13 protein-coding genes and 1 pseudogene are annotated in these 18,394 nt (G+C 70.1%); 6 read left to right on the top strand and 8 right to left on the bottom strand.

Going from position 1 to position 18,394, the window contains the following annotated elements; all coding sequences use genetic code 11:
- Positions 1–132 precede the first annotated feature (132 nt).
- A complete protein-coding gene (locus tag AB6A65_RS08025) occupies positions 133–2,862 on the top strand; it encodes a hypothetical protein (RefSeq protein WP_371037850.1) in 2,730 nt (909 codons plus the stop codon).
- 12 nt (positions 2,863–2,874) lie between these two features.
- On the opposite strand, the gene proS is transcribed toward AB6A65_RS08025, so the two are convergent.
- Positions 2,875–4,230 carry a proline--tRNA ligase gene (gene proS, locus AB6A65_RS08030; RefSeq protein ID WP_371037851.1) on the bottom strand — a complete coding sequence of 452 codons (1,356 nt, stop codon included), beginning with the start codon at positions 4,228–4,230 and terminating at the stop codon, positions 2,875–2,877.
- A 398-nt stretch (positions 4,231–4,628) separates the two neighbouring features.
- Between proS and AB6A65_RS08035 the strand changes: the two genes are divergently transcribed.
- Genes AB6A65_RS08035 through AB6A65_RS08050 form a run of 4 tightly spaced genes read left to right on the top strand, consistent with a single transcriptional unit; the run spans position 4,629 to position 10,197 of the window.
- Positions 4,629–5,696 carry an AI-2E family transporter gene (locus tag AB6A65_RS08035; protein WP_371037852.1) on the top strand — a complete coding sequence of 356 codons (1,068 nt, stop codon included), beginning with the start codon at positions 4,629–4,631 and terminating at the stop codon, positions 5,694–5,696.
- Between the two features lie 5 nt (positions 5,697–5,701).
- Positions 5,702–6,370 carry a chromosomal replication initiator DnaA gene (locus AB6A65_RS08040; RefSeq protein ID WP_371037853.1) on the top strand — a complete coding sequence of 223 codons (669 nt, stop codon included), beginning with the start codon at positions 5,702–5,704 and terminating at the stop codon, positions 6,368–6,370.
- A 54-nt stretch (positions 6,371–6,424) separates the two neighbouring features.
- Entirely contained in the window at positions 6,425–8,599 is a 2,175-nt protein-coding gene (locus AB6A65_RS08045) for an RNA degradosome polyphosphate kinase (RefSeq protein ID WP_371037854.1), read from the top strand.
- 50 nt (positions 8,600–8,649) lie between these two features.
- Positions 8,650–10,197, top strand: coding sequence for a Ppx/GppA family phosphatase (locus AB6A65_RS08050; RefSeq protein WP_371037855.1), 1,548 nt, complete (start codon positions 8,650–8,652; stop codon positions 10,195–10,197).
- Between the two features lie 3 nt (positions 10,198–10,200).
- On the opposite strand, the gene AB6A65_RS08055 is transcribed toward AB6A65_RS08050, so the two are convergent.
- Genes AB6A65_RS08055 through scpA form a run of 6 tightly spaced genes read right to left on the bottom strand, consistent with a single transcriptional unit; the run spans position 10,201 to position 15,706 of the window.
- Positions 10,201–10,611 (bottom strand): hypothetical protein, encoded by a 411-nt coding sequence (locus AB6A65_RS08055; protein ID WP_371037856.1) that lies wholly within the window; start codon positions 10,609–10,611, stop codon positions 10,201–10,203.
- A 32-nt stretch (positions 10,612–10,643) separates the two neighbouring features.
- Complete coding sequence (locus AB6A65_RS08060; protein ID WP_371037857.1) at positions 10,644–11,678, bottom strand: endonuclease/exonuclease/phosphatase family protein; 1,035 nt, start codon at positions 11,676–11,678, stop codon at positions 10,644–10,646.
- A 3-nt stretch (positions 11,679–11,681) separates the two neighbouring features.
- Entirely contained in the window at positions 11,682–12,365 is a 684-nt protein-coding gene (locus AB6A65_RS08065) for a TerB family tellurite resistance protein (protein ID WP_371037858.1), read from the bottom strand.
- Positions 12,366–12,395: 30 nt separating this feature from the next.
- Entirely contained in the window at positions 12,396–12,887 is a 492-nt protein-coding gene (locus AB6A65_RS08070; protein WP_371037859.1) for an N-acetyltransferase family protein, read from the bottom strand.
- On the bottom strand, positions 12,884–13,510 hold the full coding sequence (locus AB6A65_RS08075) for a VOC family protein (protein WP_371037860.1): 627 nt from the start codon (positions 13,508–13,510) through the stop codon (positions 12,884–12,886). The genes AB6A65_RS08070 and AB6A65_RS08075 overlap by 4 nt, the downstream gene beginning before the upstream one ends.
- Positions 13,511–13,564: 54 nt before the next feature.
- Positions 13,565–15,706, bottom strand: a complete 2,142-nt coding sequence (scpA, locus tag AB6A65_RS08080; protein WP_371037861.1) for a methylmalonyl-CoA mutase — start codon at positions 15,704–15,706, stop codon at positions 13,565–13,567.
- Between the two features lie 128 nt (positions 15,707–15,834).
- Between scpA and AB6A65_RS08085 the strand changes: the two are divergent.
- Positions 15,835–16,218: pseudogene (locus tag AB6A65_RS08085) on the top strand (DUF4174 domain-containing protein); the annotation flags it as partial.
- A 111-nt stretch (positions 16,219–16,329) separates the two neighbouring features.
- On the opposite strand, the gene AB6A65_RS08090 reads toward AB6A65_RS08085, so the two are convergent.
- Positions 16,330–18,330, bottom strand: a complete 2,001-nt coding sequence (locus tag AB6A65_RS08090; protein WP_371037862.1) for an acetyl-CoA carboxylase biotin carboxylase subunit — start codon at positions 18,328–18,330, stop codon at positions 16,330–16,332.
- Positions 18,331–18,394 lie beyond the last annotated feature (64 nt).

Raw genomic sequence — 18,394 nt, forward strand, 5'->3', positions numbered from 1 at the left:
TCAACCCCCGGCTGCTGGCAAGCGCCGAGCGCGGCGCGCGCATCGCGCTCGGCGGCAAATCGCTAGCCGGGTCGCGGCGCGCGCATCGCGGGACTCCCATTGCCTGTCGCAAGAATGCTATGAGACTCAGCGATGAAACCAGATTTTGCCCTGTCGCTGTCCTTTGACGGCATCGGCCTCCATCTGCGCGGGGATGGGGGCTGGCTTCGCGTGGGGGACGTCACACTCGACGTGGACGATCTCGACGCCGAACTTGCGGACCTGCGGCGCGCCGCCCTAGGCCTCGCGCCGGGCGGCTTCACCACGATGCTCGTCATCCCGGAGTCGCAGATCCGCTACCTCGAGATCGAGACGGGCGCGGCGGACGACGAGACCCGCCAGGCGATGATCCGCCATGCGCTAGACGGCGCGACGCCCTACGCGGTCGAGGAACTGACCTTCGACTGGACCGTGGACGGCTCCGTCACGCGGGTCGCGGCGGTCGCGCGCGAGACGCTGGAAGAGGCGGAAGCCTTCGCGCTCGAGCACCGGTTCAATCCCGTCAGCTTCGTCGCCACGCCGGAAAGCGGCGGTTTCGGACGCCAGGTGTTTTTCGGGGAAACCGCCGCGGCGGATCTTTTCCTGTCTGCGGGCACCTCGGTTGAGCCCGAAGACACCCGCCTCGAGGTGGTGGGCGCGGCCCCGCCACCCGCCGTTCCGGCCGAGCGGGCGGATGGCACGCCGTCCGGTGGCCCCGAGGACCGCGACGACAGCGCGGGGGAAGACGCGCCGGTGGCACCAGATGGCGAAGAGGCGGCGGCGTCCTCCGCGCCGGATGCCGGCGGCGCGACCGCCCCCGCAACGCCCGGCGCACAGCAGGATGCCGGGGCGCTCGCGGACGCCGGTCAGACAGGCGGAACGTCCGGCGAGGCCGCGACGCCGGAGGACGCCACGGCAGAAGACGAGGACGAGGCAGCCGACGAGGCGCCGCCCGCGCTCTTCTTCTCGATCCGGGCGCGCCGCAGCACCGCCGCCTCCGAAGCGGCCGAGGCGACGCCGGTCCTGCCGTCCTTCCGCTCGGCGGACCCGGCGCGCCGCGACCCGCCCGAGGCGCCCGTCGCGCCGCCGCTGCGCGGCACCGGGTCCGAGCCGCCGCGCATCCCGCAGGCGCCCGCCCCGAGGCTCGCGACGCCCCCGGCGCCCGTTACCGGCCCAAGGCCGCAGGACCGGGAGCCGCCCGCCCGACCGCCGGCGGCCGGCCCCGCCGCGCGCCGCGGCGCGGAGAAAGACACGACCGGCACGCCATCCGCACCCCCGCCGATCCGGACGTCGGGCCCCGCGATCGCCGCGCCGCAACCGGCCGCGGGCCAGCCGCCGCTGAGCGCGCCGAGCCACGACGAAGCCGACCGCCTGACACTCTTCGGCGCGCGGGGCGACCAGAAGGTGGGGGGCAAGCCCCGCTATCTCGGCCTGATGCTGACGGCGGCGCTTCTGCTGTTTCTCGTGGGTGTCGCCGCCTGGGCCGCGGTCTTCGTCGACGAGGGTCTCGCGCGGTTCTTCCCCGACCGGTCGGAGAGGGCGGCGGCGCGTCTCGACGCGCCGGAAGAGCCCGCCGACCCAGCGCCGGAAGTCGCCGCCCTGGAGGCGGAAGCGGAGGACGCGTCCCCCGAACCCGCGCCGGAGCCGGAGCCCGAAGCGGTCGAGACGGCCGCGCGCACCCCCGAGGCGCCCCCCGCACAGACACCGCTGCCAGAGCCGGAACCGGCCCCGGAGGCCCGGCGCGCACTCACCCCCGCCGAGGCCGAGGCGCGCTACGCGGTGACCGGCATCTGGCAGATCGCGCCGGAGCGGCCCGATCTGCCCGAGCTGATCCCGATCGACGGGCTTGTCCTCGCCTCGATCGACGGCGCAGTCCCGCGGGCCGAGGCGCTTTCGCGCCCGCGCGCCGCGCCGGCGCGTGCCGACAGGACCCTGCCGCGGCAGCCCCCGGCGCCGCCGCCCGGAACGGTGTTCCAGCTTGACGCGGACGGCAACATCCGGCCCACGCCCGAAGGCTCCTATTCGCCGCGCGGCATCACGATCTACGAAGGCCCGCCGCCGGTGGTGCCGCCGCGGCGCGACACGGGCAACGCCGCGCCGGAGGCCGCGCCCGACACCGGGCTGATCTTCGGCCCGCGCCTCGATGGCGTGGCCGAGGACGGTCCACCGACGCGGCCGGGCGATCTATCCCGGACGGACGAGGCCGCGCCTGCCGAAGAGAGCCTGCTCGGGGACGAGGCGGGGCCGGAAAGCGCCCTGGCCGCCGTGCGCCCGCAGGCGCGCCCCGCGGCCGTGACGGCCGCGGCGCAGGCCCGGGCGGCCACGTTCGAAGACGCGCAGACCGCCGCCGAGGCCGCGCTGGCGGAGGCCCGGCGCGCCGCCGCAGACGCCGCCTCGGCGAGCGCCTCCGCCTCGACCGCCACGGCCGAACCCGCATCCGAGGCGCCCGATCTGTCCTCCGCGACGCGGCTTGCCGTCGTCGCGTCGATCGCGCCCGAGGCACGGCCGGGGAATTTCGGCCGGACCGTCGCCCGCGCCGAGCCGGAACCCACGCGCATCGCGGCCGCGGCGCCCCGCACCGTGACACCCGCCGCCCCGTCGAGCACCACGGTCGCGCGCGAGGCCACGCTCGACAACGCGATCAACCTGCGACAGGTCAACCTGATCGGGGTTTACGGTCAGCCGTCGAACCGCCGCGCGCTGGTGCGCCTCTCGAACGGGCGCTACCTCAAGGTCGAGGTGGGCGACCGCCTCGACGGCGGGCAGGTCAACGCCATCGGGGACGCGGAACTCCGCTACACCAAGAACGGGCGGAACCACGTCCTGCGGATGCCGAGCGGCTGACCGGGCGCCCCGTCAGGGCGCGTGGCGCGGCCGGTGGGGGGCGTAGATCTCCACGATCCGGGCGACCGCAGCCTCGGTCGACATCTCCTCGCTCTCGCCCGTGCGGCGCGACGTCAGTTCGACCTTTCCCTGCGCGATCCCGCGCGGCCCCACGGTGATCCGCCACGGCAGGCCGATCAGGTCCTGCGTCGCGAACTTGGCGCCCGCGCGCTCCTCGGTGTCGTCGTAGAGCGGCTCCAGCCCCTCGGCCGCGAGCGCCTCGTAGATGTGCCCGCAGGCGGCATCGGTCGCCCCGTCGCCCGGGCGAAGGTTGACCAGCCCCACCGGGAAAGGCGTCACGCCCTCGGGCCAGATGATCCCCGCCTCGTCGTGGCTCGCCTCGATGATCGCGCCCACGAGGCGCGACACCCCGATGCCATGGCTGCCCATGTGCACGGGCACGCGGTTGCCGTCGTGGTCGGTGACGACAGCGCCCATCGGCTCCGAGTACTTGGTCCCGAAATAGAAGATCTGGCCGACCTCGATGCCGCGGCCCTTCCGGCGGCGCGCCTCCGGCACCTTGGCGAAGACCGCGGCGTCATGCGTCTCGTCGGTGCGGGCGTAGAGGGCCGTGAATTCATCGACCACGGCCTTGCAGTCGGCCGGGCTGTCGTAGTCGGTCGATCGCTCGCCCATGCGAATGTCGGTCACGGCACTGTCGTAGAAGACCTCGGATTCGCCGGTGTCGGCGAGCACCAGGAACTCGTGCGTGTCGTCGCCGCCGATGGGGCCAGAATCGGCCCGCATCGGGATCGCCTGAAGCCCCATCCGCTCGTAGGTGCGCAGGTAGCTGACGAAATGGCGGTTGTAGGCGTGGATCGCGTCTTCCCGGCTGAGATCGAAGGTGTAGCCGTCCTTCATGTAGAATTCCCGCCCCCGCATCACCCCGAACCGCGGGCGGATCTCGTCGCGGAACTTCCACTGGATGTGGTAGAGCGTGAGTGGCAGGTCGCGATAGCTGGCGACGTGGGCGCGGAAGATGTCGGTGATCAGTTCCTCGTTCGTGGGGCCGTAGAGCATGTCGCGCCCGTGGCGGTCCCGGATGCGCAGCATCTCCTCGCCGTAATCGTCGTAGCGCCCGCTCTCGCGCCACAGGTCGGCCGCTTGCAGGGTCGGCATCAGCATCGGGATGTGCCCGGCGCGGACCTGTTCCTCGTGCACGATGCGCTCGATGTTGCGCAGCACGCGAAAGCCCAGCGGAAGCCAGGAATAGATGCCGGCGGAGGCCTGCTTGATCATGCCCGCCCGCAGCATCAGGCGGTGGCTCGCGATCTGCGCCTCGGAGGGCGTTTCCTTCAGGACCGGCAGGAAATAGCGGGACAGGCGCATCGGACCCTCTCTGGCATGACAGTCCCGCGCGGTTTAGAAGAGGTTGCGTCCGGGCACAAGGAAGCGCCGAGGGCGGGCCCGGGCAGCGCGTTGGCCCGCGCCCTGCCCCGGCCACAGGACCCCCCCGCCGGCGCGCCCGGGCGGCAGGCGCGGCCGGCGGCACTCGTACGAGAACGACAGGTAACCCCGGCGACCGACGCCGCCGTCGGCCGCCCACTCGCTAAGCTCCAAACGACGGAGTGGTTGAACCGTGCACGCTCGACCGCTTTCCGGCAATTCCGGAAAACCTGACCTTTCGTCAGATCCCGCCCGATTGCCGCCGCGGCGCGGCGCCACGCCAACGCGGGGTTGAAACGCCGGCCGGATACGGTGAAATACCCCCAAAGCAAGGAGACGCCATGGCCCTGCCCGTCCGCCAGCAGCTGAAATACTGGGGCATCGCCGCGGCGCTCTTCCTCGTGGTGCTCTGGTACCTCGGCGACGTGCTTCTGCCTTTCGTACTCGGCGGCGCCATCGCCTATTTCCTCGATCCCGTGGCCGACCGGCTTCAGCGCGCGGGATGTTCCCGGGCCCTGGCCACGGCGATCATCGCGGTCGGCGCGGTACTCGTCTTCGTCGTGATGGCGCTTCTCGTCATTCCCACGCTGGTGCAGCAGACGGTCGAGCTGGTGAACGTCGTGCCGCAACTGCTGAGCCAGCTGCGCGATTTCCTGCTCGCGCGCTTCCCCGAGATCGTCGAGCCCGACAGCACGATCCGCCGCTCGCTCGACCAGATCGCCGAGGCCGTGCAGTCGCGCGGGCTGGAGATGCTGAACCGGGCGTTGTCCTCGGTCAGCTCGCTCCTCAACGTCGTCCTTCTCTTCGTGATCGTGCCGGTCGTGGCCGTCTATCTTCTGCTCGACTGGGACAGGATGATCGCGCAGATCGACAGGCTTCTGCCGCGCGACCACGCGCCAGTGATCCGCCGTCTCGCCAGCGAGATCGACCGGACGCTTTCGGGGTTCCTGCGCGGCATGGGCACCGTCTGCCTTCTTCTGGGCACCTATTACGCCGTGGCGCTGATGGCCGTCGGGCTTCAGTTCGGGCTCGTGGTCGGCTTCATCGCGGGGCTTCTGACCTTCATTCCCTATGTGGGCGCCATCGTCGGCGGCATGATGGCGATCGGCCTCGCGCTGTTCCAGTTCTGGGGCGACTGGCTCTGGATCGCGCTGGTAGCGGTGATCTTCCAGTTCGGCCAGCTGATGGAGGGCAACGTCATCACCCCGCGCCTCGTCGGCAACTCGGTGGGTCTGCACCCGGTCTGGCTCTTGCTGGCGCTGACCGTGTTCGGATCGCTGTTCGGTTTCGTCGGCATGCTCGTCGCGGTTCCCGTGGCCGCCGCGATCGGGGTCGTGGCACGGTTCGCCGTCGGGCAATACCTCGACAGCCGCCTTTATCGCGGTCTCGACAGCATGGACGACGAGTGACGCGAATGCCGCGCCAGCTCAGCTTCGATCTTCCGGCGCGGCCGGCACTCGGACGGGACGATTTCTTCGTCTCGCCCGCGAACGCCGAGGCGCTCGCCACCGTCGAGGGGTGGCGGGACTGGCCCGGCGGCAAGCTCGTGCTCGTCGGCCCGCAAGGCGCGGGGAAAACCCACCTCGCCCATGTCTGGGCCGCGCTGTCGGGGGCACGGATCGTCGCCGCGGCGGAGCTGGCGGCGGCCGACATCCCCGCGCTGGCCGCCCGCCCCGTGGCGGTGGAGGATGCGGACCGCATCGCGCAAGACGGCGCGGCCGAGGCCGCGCTTTTCCACCTGCACAACCTCGCACTCGCCGAGCGGCGGGCGCTTCTGGTCACGGGGCGCGGCGCGCCGGGGCGCTGGGGCCTCGGTCTGCCCGATCTGGAAAGCCGGCTTCAGGCCGCGGGCATCGTCCGCCTCGCCGCGCCCGACGACGCGCTGCTTTCGGCGCTGCTGGCGAAGCTCTTCGCCGATCGCCAGCTCAGCCCCAGCCCGGACACCATCACCTACCTCACCCGGCGTATCGACCGTTCCTTCGCCGCCGCCGCCCGGATCGTGGCAAAGCTTGACCGCGCCGCGCTGGCGGGCAAGCGTCCGGTCACGCGCGCGCTTGCCGCCGAGGTGCTCGATGAAACATGACGCCAGCCCGCCCAGTGTCATCGCGACGACACGAGAGCGGAGCAAGGAGAGACCATGACCACCGCGGATTTCCTCAATTCGGACCTGCCCGAGCCCGAGCCGCTGCCCGATGACGATCTGTCGGGGCCGCGGCGGTTCTTCAACCGCGAGCTGTCCTGGCTCGGCTTCAACTGGCGTGTGCTCGAAGAGGCGGAGCACCTGCGCGTGCCGTTGCTGGAGCGGCTTCGCTTCCTGTCGATCTCGGCCACGAACCTCGACGAGTTCTATACCGTGCGCGTGGCCGGCCTGCGCGAACTGGCGAAGGCCGGCAACACGACGCCGGCCGCCGACGGGCTTACCCCGGCCCAGCAACTCGTGCTGATCGACGAGAACGCGCGGGGCCTCATGGAGCGCCAGCAATCGGTCTACGCCGCGCTCCGCGCGGAGATGGAGAAGGAAGGCATCGTCATCGAGACGGCCGCGACGCTCTCGGAGGCCGACCGCGACCATCTGGGGACCGTGTTCCTCGACCGCGTCTTCCCGGTGCTCTCTCCGCTCGCGATCGACCCGGCGCATCCGTTCCCGTTCATTCCCAACACGGGCTTCAGCCTCGCGTTGCAGCTCGAGCGTAGCCGGGACGGGCGCGCGCTTCAGGCGCTCCTGCCGATCCCCCACCAGATCGACCGCTTCGCACCGCTGCCCTCGCCCGACGGCAACCACCGGGTTCTGCCGCTCGAAGAGCTGCTGATGCTGCACCTCGACAGCCTGTTTCCCGGCTACCGGCCGACCGGCCATTGCACCTTCCGCGTCCTGCGTGACAGCGATCTCGAGCTCGAGGAAGAGGCCGAGGACCTCGTGCGCGAGTTCGAGGTCGCGCTGAAGCGCCGGCGGCGCGGCGAGGTGGTGCGCATGACGATCTCTTCCGGCGCCCCGGAAGAGTTGCGTGAGATGATCATGCGCGAACTCGAGGTGATCCCCGACGAGGTGATCGAGATCGACGGCATGATCGGCGTCGCCGACCTGAAGGAGCTCGTGCTCGACGCGCGGCCCGACCTGCTCTGGCCGTCCTTCACGCCGCGCGTGCCCGAGCGGGTGCAGGACCACGAGGGCGACATGTTCGCGGCGATCCGCCAGAAGGACATGCTGCTCCATCACCCCTACGAGACGTTCGACATGGTGGTGCGCTTCCTGCAACAGGCGGCGCGCGACCCCGACGTCGTCGCGATCAAGCAGACGCTCTACCGCACCTCGCGCGACAGCCCGATCGTCGAGGCGCTTTGCGAGGCGGCGGAGGACGGCAAGTCGGTCACCGCGCTCGTCGAGCTGAAGGCACGCTTCGACGAGGCGGCGAACATCCGTCAGTCGCGCCGGCTGGAACGCGCGGGCGCCCATGTCGTCTACGGCTTCATCGACTGGAAGACCCATGCCAAGATCAGCACCGTGGTGCGGCGCGAGGGCGAGCGGCTGGTCACCTACACGCATTACGGCACCGGCAATTACCACCCGATCACCGCCAAGATCTACACCGACCTCAGCTTCTTCACCTGCGATCCCGCGCTGGGGCGGGACGCCACGCGCGTCTTCAACTACCTGTCGGGCTACGCCATGCCCGAAACGCTGGAGAACCTCGCGATCTCCCCGCACTCGCTGAAACCGCGGATGCTCGAGATGATCGAGAAGGAGGCCGCCTTCGCGCGCGAAGGAAAGCCCGCGCGGATCTGGCTGAAGATGAACTCGCTGATCGAGCCCGACATGATCGACGCGCTTTACGCCGCAAGCCGGGCCGGCGTCCGCGTCGACGGGGTGGTGCGCGGCATCTGCGGGCTGCGCCCGGGCATCGCGGGGCTGTCGGAGAACATCCGCATCAAGTCCATCGTCGGCCGCTTTCTCGAACACTCGCGGATCGTCTGCTTCGGCAACGGTCACGGGCTGCCCTCGAGCGAGGCCAGGGTCTACATCTCCTCGGCCGACTGGATGGGGCGCAACCTCAACCGCCGGGTGGAAACCCTGGTGGAGATCGAGAACGCGACCGTGAAGGCCCAGATCGTGGATCAGATCATGGCCGCGAATTTCGCCGACACGGCGCAGTCCTGGGTGATGCGGCCCGACGGCAGCTTTCACCGCGAGCCGGTGCCTGAGGGCGCGTTCGCGTTCAATTGCCACCGCTTCTTCATGGAAAACCCCTCGCTTTCGGGCCGTGGCTCGGCGGGCGCGCATGACGTTCCGCAACTGACCCATACCAGCGATTGACCTTGCCGACGCGAGACCACATTCTTCCGCGTGAACCGCTTGGGGGCGAGATGGACGGGTCGGACCACTCCGTCGCTGACGATGGGGAACCCTTCGGCAGACCGCTTTTCCGCGATGCCTCGGCTCGGGCGCTGTCGCGGGTCGGCGTGGTGGACGTGGGCTCGAACTCCGTCCGCCTCGTGGTGTTCGACGGCGCCGCGCGCTCGCCGGCCTATTTCTACAACGAAAAGATCATGTGCGCGCTCGGCGCGGGCTTCGCGGAAACCGGGCGTCTGACCCCCGAGGGACGCGCGCGCGCCCTTGCCGCGCTCGCGCGCTTCCAGCTTCTGGCCGAAGGCATGGGCGCGACGCCGCTCACGGTCGTCGCGACCGCGGCGGTGCGCGACGCGGCCGACGGGGCGGAGTTCCGTGCCGAGGTCGAGGGCGAAACCGGCCTGAAACTCTGGGTGATCGACGGCCGCGAGGAGGCGCGCCTTTCCGCCCAGGGCGTGCTGCTGGGCTGGCCGGGCTCCTACGGGCTCGTCTGCGACATCGGCGGGTCGTCGATGGAGCTGGCGGAGATCTTCGAGGGCCGCGTCGGGCGCAGGGTCAGCTCCCAGCTCGGGCCGCTCAGGCTGCGCGACATGCCGGGCGGCAAGAAGGCGCGCACGGCCCACATCGCCGAGGTCATGGAGCAGCTTGCCGCGGAGATGGGCCCGCAACACAATCGTCTCTTCCTCGTCGGCGGCTCGTGGCGCGCGATCGCGCGCATCGACATGGAGCGGCGCGGCTACCCGCTCCACGTGCTGCACGAATACCGCATGACCGCGAAGGCCGTCTCGCAGACGGTCAAGTTCATCGAGAAGGCCGATCTCGAGGCGCTGCGCACCGCCTGCAACATCTCGTCCAGCCGCATGTCGCTCGTGCCCTACGCCGCCGAGGTGCTGGGGCGACTGGTGCGGCGGTTCCAGCCCAAGGACATCGCGCTGTCGAGCTACGGGATCCGCGAGGGCCTGCTTTACGAGCAGATGCCCCAGCGGCTGCGCGACCGCGATCCGCTGATCGAGTCGTGCCTGTTTTCAGAGGCCAAGGATGCGCGGCTGCCGGGCTTCGGGCGCAAGCTTCACGAGTTCATACGCCCCCTCTTCCGCAACGCGCCGGAGGCGAAGAAACGCCTCGTGCAGGCGGCCTGCCTGCTGCACGACGTAAGCTGGCGCGCCCATCCGGACTATCGCGCCGAGATCTGTTTCGACAACGCCACGCGCGCCAATCTGGGCGGGCTGAAGCATTCCGAACGGGTCTTTCTGGGGCTCGCGCTGATGCACCGCTACCGCAACAAGCGCGAGGGCACCCGCTTCGACAGGCTTTACGACCTGCTCGACGAGCCCGAACGCAACGAGGCGGAAGTGCTCGGCAAGGCGATGCGGTTCGGTGCGATGCTCTGGATGTCGAACGAGGAACAGCCGGGCGAACTGCGGTGGTTTCCGAAGAAGAAGATCCTTCAGCTGCACCTGTCGGCGGACGCCGCACCCCTTTACGGAGAGGTCGCCGAGGCACGGTTCCAGTCGCTGGGCGCAGCGCTCGGCGCCGAAATCTCGGTCAATATCGGGCGGCGCTGAGCGTCAGAGCTCGATCGAGCCGTCGGGCCCCGCCTCGGGGTCGGGCGCCATTTCCTCGGGGGTCTTCCGCCGCAGGATGATGTCGCCGTTGGGCAGCATTTCGGGCGGGTGGTAGGCGCTCCAGTCCTCCACCTCGGCAAAGAGGTCGCGCAGCGCCGGGCCCATCTGCTCGGCGAAATCGCGCAGCGCGGGTTCGAGGTCGCGCGCCATGCCCTCGAGTTCGCGCAGCGCGGGCTCCATCTCGTTCATGATGCCGCGCATGAACAGCTTGGCGCCCTCTTCCATCAGGCTCAGCCCGTTCTCGGCCTCTCCCGCGTCGGGCGGCGGCGTCTCGGGGGGTGTCTCCGCCTCCTGGGCCAGGGCGGGGGAGGCCGACAGGAGCACGGCGAGGCAGGCAGGAGCTACGCGTTTCATGGACCGCAATATAGGACCTTCGGATGACGGTTTTAAGATCGCGCCGCGATGTCGAGATCGAGCGTGACCGGAAAATGATCCGAGGCCGTCAGAAGCGCGCCGCGCAACTCGGGCGTTTCCCAGCAGACCGGATCGTCGAAAGGATGCCATATCCGCCAGGCCGGGCGGCAGGCCATCAGCCCGGGCGACACCATGACGTAATCGAGCAGCGCCGCGAGGAAGCGCCGCTCGGTGTCCAGGTAGAACCGCGCGGTGCTGGGTTGCGCGCCGAGCCGCCGCTCCAGCGCCTCCCTAGCATGCGGGTCGAAAAGCCGGGTCTCGCCGTCCCCGCCCATGACGATCTCCACCGAGGAGCGGCCGAAGAGATCCTCGTAGACGTCGAGACCGGGGCCGTCGTTCAGATCCCCCAGCACGATCACGTCCGACCCGCGGGCAAGGTCGGCGTCCACCCGGCGGCGCAGCCAGATCGCCTGGGCAAGCTGCTTGCGCCGGTTGGCGATGGCCGCGCGCATCACCGCGTCGCGGTCCCTTGCCCCGTGCGGCGCCTTCGATTTCAGGTGCACCCCAATCAGGCGAAGGCTCCGCGCCCCGCCCGCGGACGCCAGCGCCACCTCGAGCGGCGGCTTGGAGAAGGCGACCCGATCCACCCGGTCGTCTATGTCGAGGTCGATCCGGAACGGCTGGTCGAAGCGCGGCGGCTCTCCGTCCTCATCGGAGAGGCCCCCGCGCGGATCGTGCCGCGCGGTGACCGCGTCGGGATCGTAAAGCAGCGCGATCTCCTGCCGGGTGTCGTTGGCGAACCCCATCAGCGCCCGGCGCGTGCGCAGCCCGTAGATCGCGGCGAAGGATTCCAGCGCCCTGACCCCGTCACGCCCCCGGTGCGCCGCGGGCGCCTCCACCACGAGCACCGCGTCGGCGTCGAGCGCGGTGAACACGATGCCGAGGGCCGTGGCCTGCTCGAAGCGCGTGACGCCGCGGCGGCCCGAGCGCGCGTCGTCGGCGAGAAGCCCGCCCTCGTCGTCGAAAAGCGCATCGAACCACTCCACGTTGTAGGTGGCCAGGCGCATGGCTCAGGCCCTGCGCTCGCTGATCTCTTCCCAGGCGCGGTTGATGTCCTGCATCCGCCGCTCGGCGAGCCGGATCGCCTCCTCGGGCACGCCACGTGCGACCATCCGGTCCGGATGCGTCTCGCGCACGAGCGCGCGCCAGGCCGCGCGCGCCTCCTCGCGCGAGGCGTCGGGCGCGAGACCCAGAACGGCGTAGGGGTCGCGCATGCCGTCCTCGGGCACGAAGCGCGCGCGCAGCGCCGCGAACTGCGGCCCGGAGAGCCCGAAGATCTGCGCCACACGCCGCAGGAACCGGTCCTCGCCCGGGTGATAGGCCCCGTCGGCCAGCGCGATGTGAAAGAGCCCCTCCATCAGGTCGCACAGCGTGGCGATCTCGTCGCCGAACATGTTGCGGATGCGCTGCGCGTAGTGTTCGTAGCCCGCCACGTCCTGCCGGGCGAGATTGAACACGCGCGCCGCCTCGCGCTCATCCTCCCGGGCGATCTGGAACACCTCCCGGAACGCGGCGACCTCGTCGCGCGTGCCCTGACCGTCGGCCTTGGCCATCTTCGCGCCGAGCGCGATCACGGCGATGGTGAACCCCACGCTGCGATCCGGCGGCGTCTTCAGCCGGTCGAAGACGTCGGCGAGGCTCTCCCCCTGACGGAGCGCCTTCAGCGCGTCGGAGATGCGGTTCCAGATGGACATGAGCGATCCTAACGCGGGCGCGCGACGGTGTCAGGCGGATCCGTGAAGGCGTTTCCGCATCAGCACGAGATCGTGCCAGCGCCCGAACTTCCAGCCCACTTCGGGCAGCACCGCGACATGCTCGAAGCCGAGCGCGGCGTGGAAGGCCACGCCGTCGGGGTTGGCCCCGCTGATCCCGGCCCAGAGGCTGCACATGCCGGCCGCCCGCGCATGGGTTTCCAGCGCGGTCATGAGCGCGCGGCCCGCGCCGCGGCCCCGCGCCATGGGCGCGAGCATGATCGAGTGCTCCATCGTGCGGGCGTAGCCCGGCCCGTTGCGAAACTGGAAATAGGTTGCGAAACCGAGCAGCGCGCCCGCTTCCTCGGCCACGACGAAGGCGCCGCCACGCGCCGCGATATCGGCGGCGATCCGGGCCTCCGTCTTCTCCTCGGTGGTGAAGGTTATGGCCGTGTCGCGGATCACCGCGTTCCAGATCGCCGCGACGGGCGCGGCATCCCCGACCCTTGCCGCACGCACGATCATGCCAGCTGCCGCACCCCGCGCGGCGTGTCGATCCGCGCCCGAAGCCCGGGCCGCCCTTCCCGGAACGCGATGCGCGGGTCGTCGAGATGGGGCGCGAGCCGCGCGGCGAGCGCCTCGGCCTCCGGGTGGCACAGATGGAGCGCGCGAAGCCCGCACCCGCTTTCGGCGAGGCGATCCGCCGCGCGCGGCCCCTGCCATTCAATGAGCGCCGGGAAGAGGCCATCCCATGCCGCAAGCCCGTTCTCCGGCACGGCCATGCGCCAGCGCAGGTCGCCGCGGGCCAGGTCCACCGCCTGCCCCGCCTCGGGCAGCGCGGCCAGCGCCGCGTCGAGGTCCGCGACCCGGCAGATCCACGCCTGAAGCCGGGCCGGGCCATGGAACCCGTCCAGGCCGAACCAGCGGGGGCGGGCCGGCGGCGGCGCCTCGGGGTCCCCGGCGATCGCCTCGAGGTATTCCGCGGGCCCGAGCGACAGCAGACGGTTCCACGTCGCGAAGCTCGCGTGCCGCCCGCCGCCCGAAAGCGGCGCGCCAAGCGCCGCTTCCACATGCGCCGCGGCCGCGCCGAGCGTCTCGCCCGCCACCGCGAGATGGTCGAATTCGAGCGTCACCATCATGTCCCCCATGGCCCCGGCCCGCCGGCACCCGCGCGGGCGCGGATGCCCCGCCGCTTCGGCGCGTCAGGCCGCCTCGCCGTTGCGCGCCTTGCGGATCAGGTCCAGGATGTCCTTCGCCGCATCGGGGATGTTGGTGCCCGGCCCGAAGATGGCCTTCACGCCCGACGTCCTGAGGAACTCGTAGTCCTGCTGCGGGATCACCCCGCCGCAGATCACCAGCACATCGCCCGCGCCCTTCTCGCGCAGCGCGTCCACGAGTTGCGGCGCGAGCGTCCGGTGGCCCGCCGCCTGGGACGACACGCCCACGACATGCACGTCGTTGTCGATCGCGTCCTGGGCGGCCTCCTCGGGGGTCTGGAACAGCGGCCCCACATCCACGTCGAAGCCGATGTCGGCGAAGGCCGTGGCGATCACCTTCGCGCCCCGGTCATGTCCGTCCTGCCCCATCTTGACCACGAGCATGCGCGGGCGGCGGCCCTCCTCGTCGGCGAAATCCTCGACCGCCTTCTGGATCGCCGCGAAGCCCTCGTCGCCCTCGTAGGCCTTTCCGTAGACGCCCGCCAGCGTCTTCACCTCGGCCCGGTGGCGGCCGAACACCTTCTCCATCGCCATGCTGATCTCTCCCACGGTGGCCCGGGCGCGCGCGGCCTCCACCGCCGCGCCGAGCAGGTTGCCGCCCTCGCCGGCCGCGCGCTCGACCTCGGCCAGCGCCGCGTCGCAGGCAGCCTGGTCGCGCGCGGCGCGCACCGTCTCCAGCCGCGCGATCTGGCTTTCGCGCACCTTCGCGTTGTCGATGGCGAGGATGTCCAGATCCTCCTCGTGCGGCAGCCGGTACTTGTTGACCCCGACCACGACCTGCTCGCCCCGGTCGATCATCGCCTGCCGGGTGGCCGCGGTCTCCTCGATGCGCAGCTTGGGCATGCCGGAGATCACCGCCTCCGTCATGCCGCCCATGTCGTCGATCTCCGCGATGATCGCGCGGGCCTTCTCGGCGAGATCGTGGGTCAGCTTCTCGACGTAATAGGAACCCGCCAGCGGATCGACGACATTGGTGACGCCCGTCTCCTCCTGCAGGATGAGCTGCGTGTTCCGCGCGATCCGGGCCGAGAACTCGGTGGGCAGGGCCATCGCCTCGTCGAGCGCGTTGGTGTGCAGCGACTGCGTCCCGCCGAGGACGGCCGAAAGCGCCTCGTAGGCGGTGCGCACGACGTTGTTGTAGGGGTCCTGCTCGGCCAGGCTCACGCCCGAGGTCTGGCAGTGGGTGCGCAGCATCTTGGAGCGCGGGTCCTGCGCGCCCAGCTCCTCCATGATCCCGTGCCAGAGCAGCCGCGCGGCGCGCAGCTTGGCGATCTCCATGAAGAAGTTCGTCCCGATCGCAAAGAAGAACGACAGCCGCGGCGCGAAGCGGTCGATGTCCATCCCGCGCGCCATCGCCGCCTTCACGTATTCCTTGCCGTCGGCGAGCGTGAAGGCCAGCTCCTGCACGAGGTTCGCGCCGGCCTCCTGCATGTGGTAGCCGGAAATCGAGATCGAGTTGAAGCGCGGCATCTCGTTCATCGTGTACTCGATGATGTCGGCCACGATGCGCATGGAGGGCTCGGGCGGATACACGTAGGTGTTCCGCACCATGAACTCCTTCAGGATGTCGTTCTGGATCGTGCCCGAGAGCACGGAGCGGTCGTGACCCTGTTCCTCGCCGGTGACGATGAAGTTGGCCAGCGTCGGGATCACCGCGCCGTTCATCGTCATCGAGACCGACACCTTGTCGAGAGGGATACCGTCGAAGAGGATCTTCATGTCCTCCACGCTGTCGATCGCCACACCCGCCTTGCCGACATCGCCGACCACGCGCGGGTGATCGCTGTCATAGCCGCGATGGGTGGCGAGGTCGAAGGCGACCGAGACGCCCTGCTGCCCCGCGGCCAGCGCCTTGCGGTAGAAGGCGTTCGAGTCCTCCGCGGTGGAGAAGCCCGCGTATTGCCGGATCGTCCAGGGGCGGCCGGCATACATCGTGGCCCGGGGGCCGCGCACGAAGGGCTCGAAGCCGGGCATCGCGCCCAGATGGTCCAGCCCCTCGAGATCCTGCTCGGTGTAGACCGGCTCGACCGCGATGCCCTCGAGCGTGTCCCAGGTCAGATCCGAAAGCGGCCGGCCCTTCAGCTCCTTCTCGGCGAGCGCGCGCCAGGCGTCCTTCTTGCTGGTCATGTCGTGGTCCTCATCTTTCGCGGCGCGCCGGAGCGCCCGGTTCTTTCGGGGAAAAAATCGCCCGTGCGTCACTAGGGGGTTTCGCAATTTCTCGAGCGCCGACTATATCTCCGGCGACAGGAGTGACCATGACCCGAATAGCCGCCATCATCCTCGCCGCGCTCGCGGCGCATCCCGTGACAGCGCAGCAGGCCGACGCCGCGCAGTCCGAAACCGCCGTAGAAACGGCGGAAGCCTCGATCATCCGCGACGGCACCGACCTGACGCTCGAGGAATTTCTCTGGGTGGCCCGCCCCGTCGTCGTGTTCGCCGACAGCCCGAACGATCCGCGCTTCGTCCAGCAGATGGAGGAGATCCGCGCCCGAGAGGAGGCGCTGGCATACCGCGACGTCGTGGTGCTTACCGATACCGATCCGTCCGCGCGCTCGGCGCTGCGCCGGGAACTGCGCCCGCGCGGCTTCATGCTGGCGATCATCGGCAAGGACGGCACGCTGATCACGCGCAAGCCGTTGCCGTGGGATGTGCGCGAGATCACCGCCTCCATCGACAAGCTGCCGCTCCGCCAGCAGGAAGTCCGCGAGCAGGGCGCGGCCGGCGGGACGCGTCGGGGCTGCGCGGCGGGCTCACTCGACCTCCATGATCACGTCGTCCACGGCGAGGCTGTCGCCCGCCGCGGCGTTGATCTTCGCGACCACCGCCTTGCGCTCGGCGCGCAGGATGTTCTCCATCTTCATGGCCTCGACGGTGCAGAGCGCCTGGCCTTCCTGGACCTCCTGCCCCACCTCCACGTCGACCTTCATGATCAGTCCAGGCATGGGACAGAGCAGCATGCGGGAGGTGTCGGGCGGCGCCTTCTCGGGCATGCGCCGCGCAAGCTCGGCCTGCCGCGGGGTGCGCACATGCACCTTGAGGTCGGCGCCGCGGAGCCGAAGCCGGTAGCCGCCCGAGATCTTGGCCACCTTCATCACCAGGGGCGCGCCGTCCACCGTCATCTCGGCAAGCGGGTCGCCCGGCGTCCAGCCGCCCGAGACGCGATGCGCCTGCCCGTCGGTGAAGCTGACCGTCGCGCCCTCCCGGTCGGCCTCCACGCGCGCGGCGTAATCCGCGCCCTGCAGCGTCACCACCCAGTCGGCGCCCACCTTGCGCTCGTGGTTGTCCATCCGTCCCGAGATGCGGGTGCGCCGGATCTCTGCCACGCGGTACATCGCGGCGGCGGCCGCGGCGACGCGGCGCAGCTGGTCCTCGGGCAAGTGCACGCCGGCGAAGCCGTCGGGCCATTCCTCGGCGATGAAGGCCGTCGTCATCTCGCCCGCCACGAATTTCGGATGATCCATCACCGCCGAGAGGAAGGGCAGATTGTGGCCGATCCCCTCGACCTCGAAGGCGTCGAGCGCGTTGCGCATCCCCTCGATCGCCTCGAGGCGCCTGTGCCCCCAGGTGCAGAGCTTGGCGATCATCGGGTCGTAGAACATCGAGATCTCGCCGCCCTCGAACACGCCGGTGTCGTTGCGCACCACGGCGCCTTCCACGGCAAGCTCGGCGGGCGGGCGGTAGCGGGTCAGCCGCCCGATCGAAGGCAGGAAGTTGCGGTAGGGATCTTCCGCGTAAAGCCGGCTTTCGATGGCCCAGCCATTGAGCCTGACATCCGACTGCGCGATCTTCAGCGGCTCTCCGGCCGCGACGCGGATCATCTGCTCCACGAGGTCGATCCCGGTGATGAGCTCGGTGACCGGGTGCTCCACCTGCAGGCGCGTGTTCATCTCGAGGAAGTAGAAGTTCTTCTGCCCGTCCACGATGAACTCGACCGTGCCGGCGGAGGTGTAGCCCACCGCCTGGGCAAGCGCGACCGCCTGCTCGCCCATCTTCCGGCGCGTCTCCTCGTCGAGGAAGGGCGAGGGCGCCTCCTCGATCACCTTCTGGTTGCGGCGCTGGATCGAGCACTCGCGCTCGCCCAGGTAGATGCAGTTGCCGTGCTGGTCGGCGAGAACCTGGATCTCGATGTGGCGCGGCTGGGTGACGAACTTCTCGATGAAGATCCGGTCGTCGCCGAATGAGCTGGCCGCCTCGTTCCTGGAGGACTGGAAGCCCTCGCGTGCCTCCTCGTCCGTCCAGGCGATGCGCATGCCCTTGCCGCCGCCGCCGGCGCTGGCCTTGATCATCACCGGGTAGCCGATGTCGGAAGAGATACGCACCGCCTCCTCGGCATCCTCGATGAGGCCCATGTATCCCGGCACCGTGTTCACGTCGGCCTCCTGGGCGATCTTCTTCGAGGTGATCTTGTCGCCCATCGCCTCGATCGCGCCCTTGGGCGGGCCGATGAACGCCACGCCCGCCTGCGCCAGCGCGTCGGCGAATTTCGGGTTCTCGGACAGGAAGCCGTAGCCCGGATGCACCGCCTCGGCGCCGGTCGCGCGGATCGCCTCCATGATCCTGTCGATCACGATGTAGGACTGGTTGGCCGGCGGCGGGCCGATATGCACGGCCTCGTCGGCCATTTCCACGTGCAGCGCGTTCTTGTCCGCGTCCGAATAGACCGCGACCGTCGCGATGCCCATCTCGCGGGCCGTCTTGATGACCCGGCAGGCGATCTCACCCCGGTTCGCGATCAGGATCTTCTTGAACATGCGCTATCCCTTCCGGTCTTTCATGGCCGGCGCCCGGGCGCCGGTATCGCTGAACGCAAAAAGG

This window comes from Rhodosalinus sp. FB01 (genome assembly GCF_041365715.1).
GTDB lineage: Bacteria > Pseudomonadota > Alphaproteobacteria > Rhodobacterales > Rhodobacteraceae > Rhodosalinus.

Bases quoted from the DNA above. Each gene is read 5' to 3' on its own strand.
- AB6A65_RS08040 (WP_371037853.1), top strand. From the start codon at position 5,702: ATGCCGCGCCAGCTCAGCTTCGATCTTCCGGCGCGGCCGGCACTCGGA.
- scpA (WP_371037861.1), bottom strand. From the start codon at position 15,706: ATGACCAGCAAGAAGGACGCCTGGCGCGCGCTCGCCGAGAAGGAGCTG.
- proS (WP_371037851.1), bottom strand. From the start codon at position 4,230: ATGCGCCTGTCCCGCTATTTCCTGCCGGTCCTGAAGGAAACGCCCTCC.
- AB6A65_RS08050 (WP_371037855.1), top strand. From the start codon at position 8,650: ATGGACGGGTCGGACCACTCCGTCGCTGACGATGGGGAACCCTTCGGC.
- AB6A65_RS08025 (WP_371037850.1), top strand. From the start codon at position 133: ATGAAACCAGATTTTGCCCTGTCGCTGTCCTTTGACGGCATCGGCCTC.
- AB6A65_RS08075 (WP_371037860.1), bottom strand. From the start codon at position 13,510: ATGGGGGACATGATGGTGACGCTCGAATTCGACCATCTCGCGGTGGCG.
- AB6A65_RS08070 (WP_371037859.1), bottom strand. From the start codon at position 12,887: ATGATCGTGCGTGCGGCAAGGGTCGGGGATGCCGCGCCCGTCGCGGCG.
- AB6A65_RS08045 (WP_371037854.1), top strand. From the start codon at position 6,425: ATGACCACCGCGGATTTCCTCAATTCGGACCTGCCCGAGCCCGAGCCG.
- AB6A65_RS08065 (WP_371037858.1), bottom strand. From the start codon at position 12,365: ATGTCCATCTGGAACCGCATCTCCGACGCGCTGAAGGCGCTCCGTCAG.
- AB6A65_RS08035 (WP_371037852.1), top strand. From the start codon at position 4,629: ATGGCCCTGCCCGTCCGCCAGCAGCTGAAATACTGGGGCATCGCCGCG.
- AB6A65_RS08060 (WP_371037857.1), bottom strand. From the start codon at position 11,678: ATGCGCCTGGCCACCTACAACGTGGAGTGGTTCGATGCGCTTTTCGAC.
- AB6A65_RS08090 (WP_371037862.1), bottom strand. From the start codon at position 18,330: ATGTTCAAGAAGATCCTGATCGCGAACCGGGGTGAGATCGCCTGCCGG.
- AB6A65_RS08055 (WP_371037856.1), bottom strand. From the start codon at position 10,611: ATGAAACGCGTAGCTCCTGCCTGCCTCGCCGTGCTCCTGTCGGCCTCC.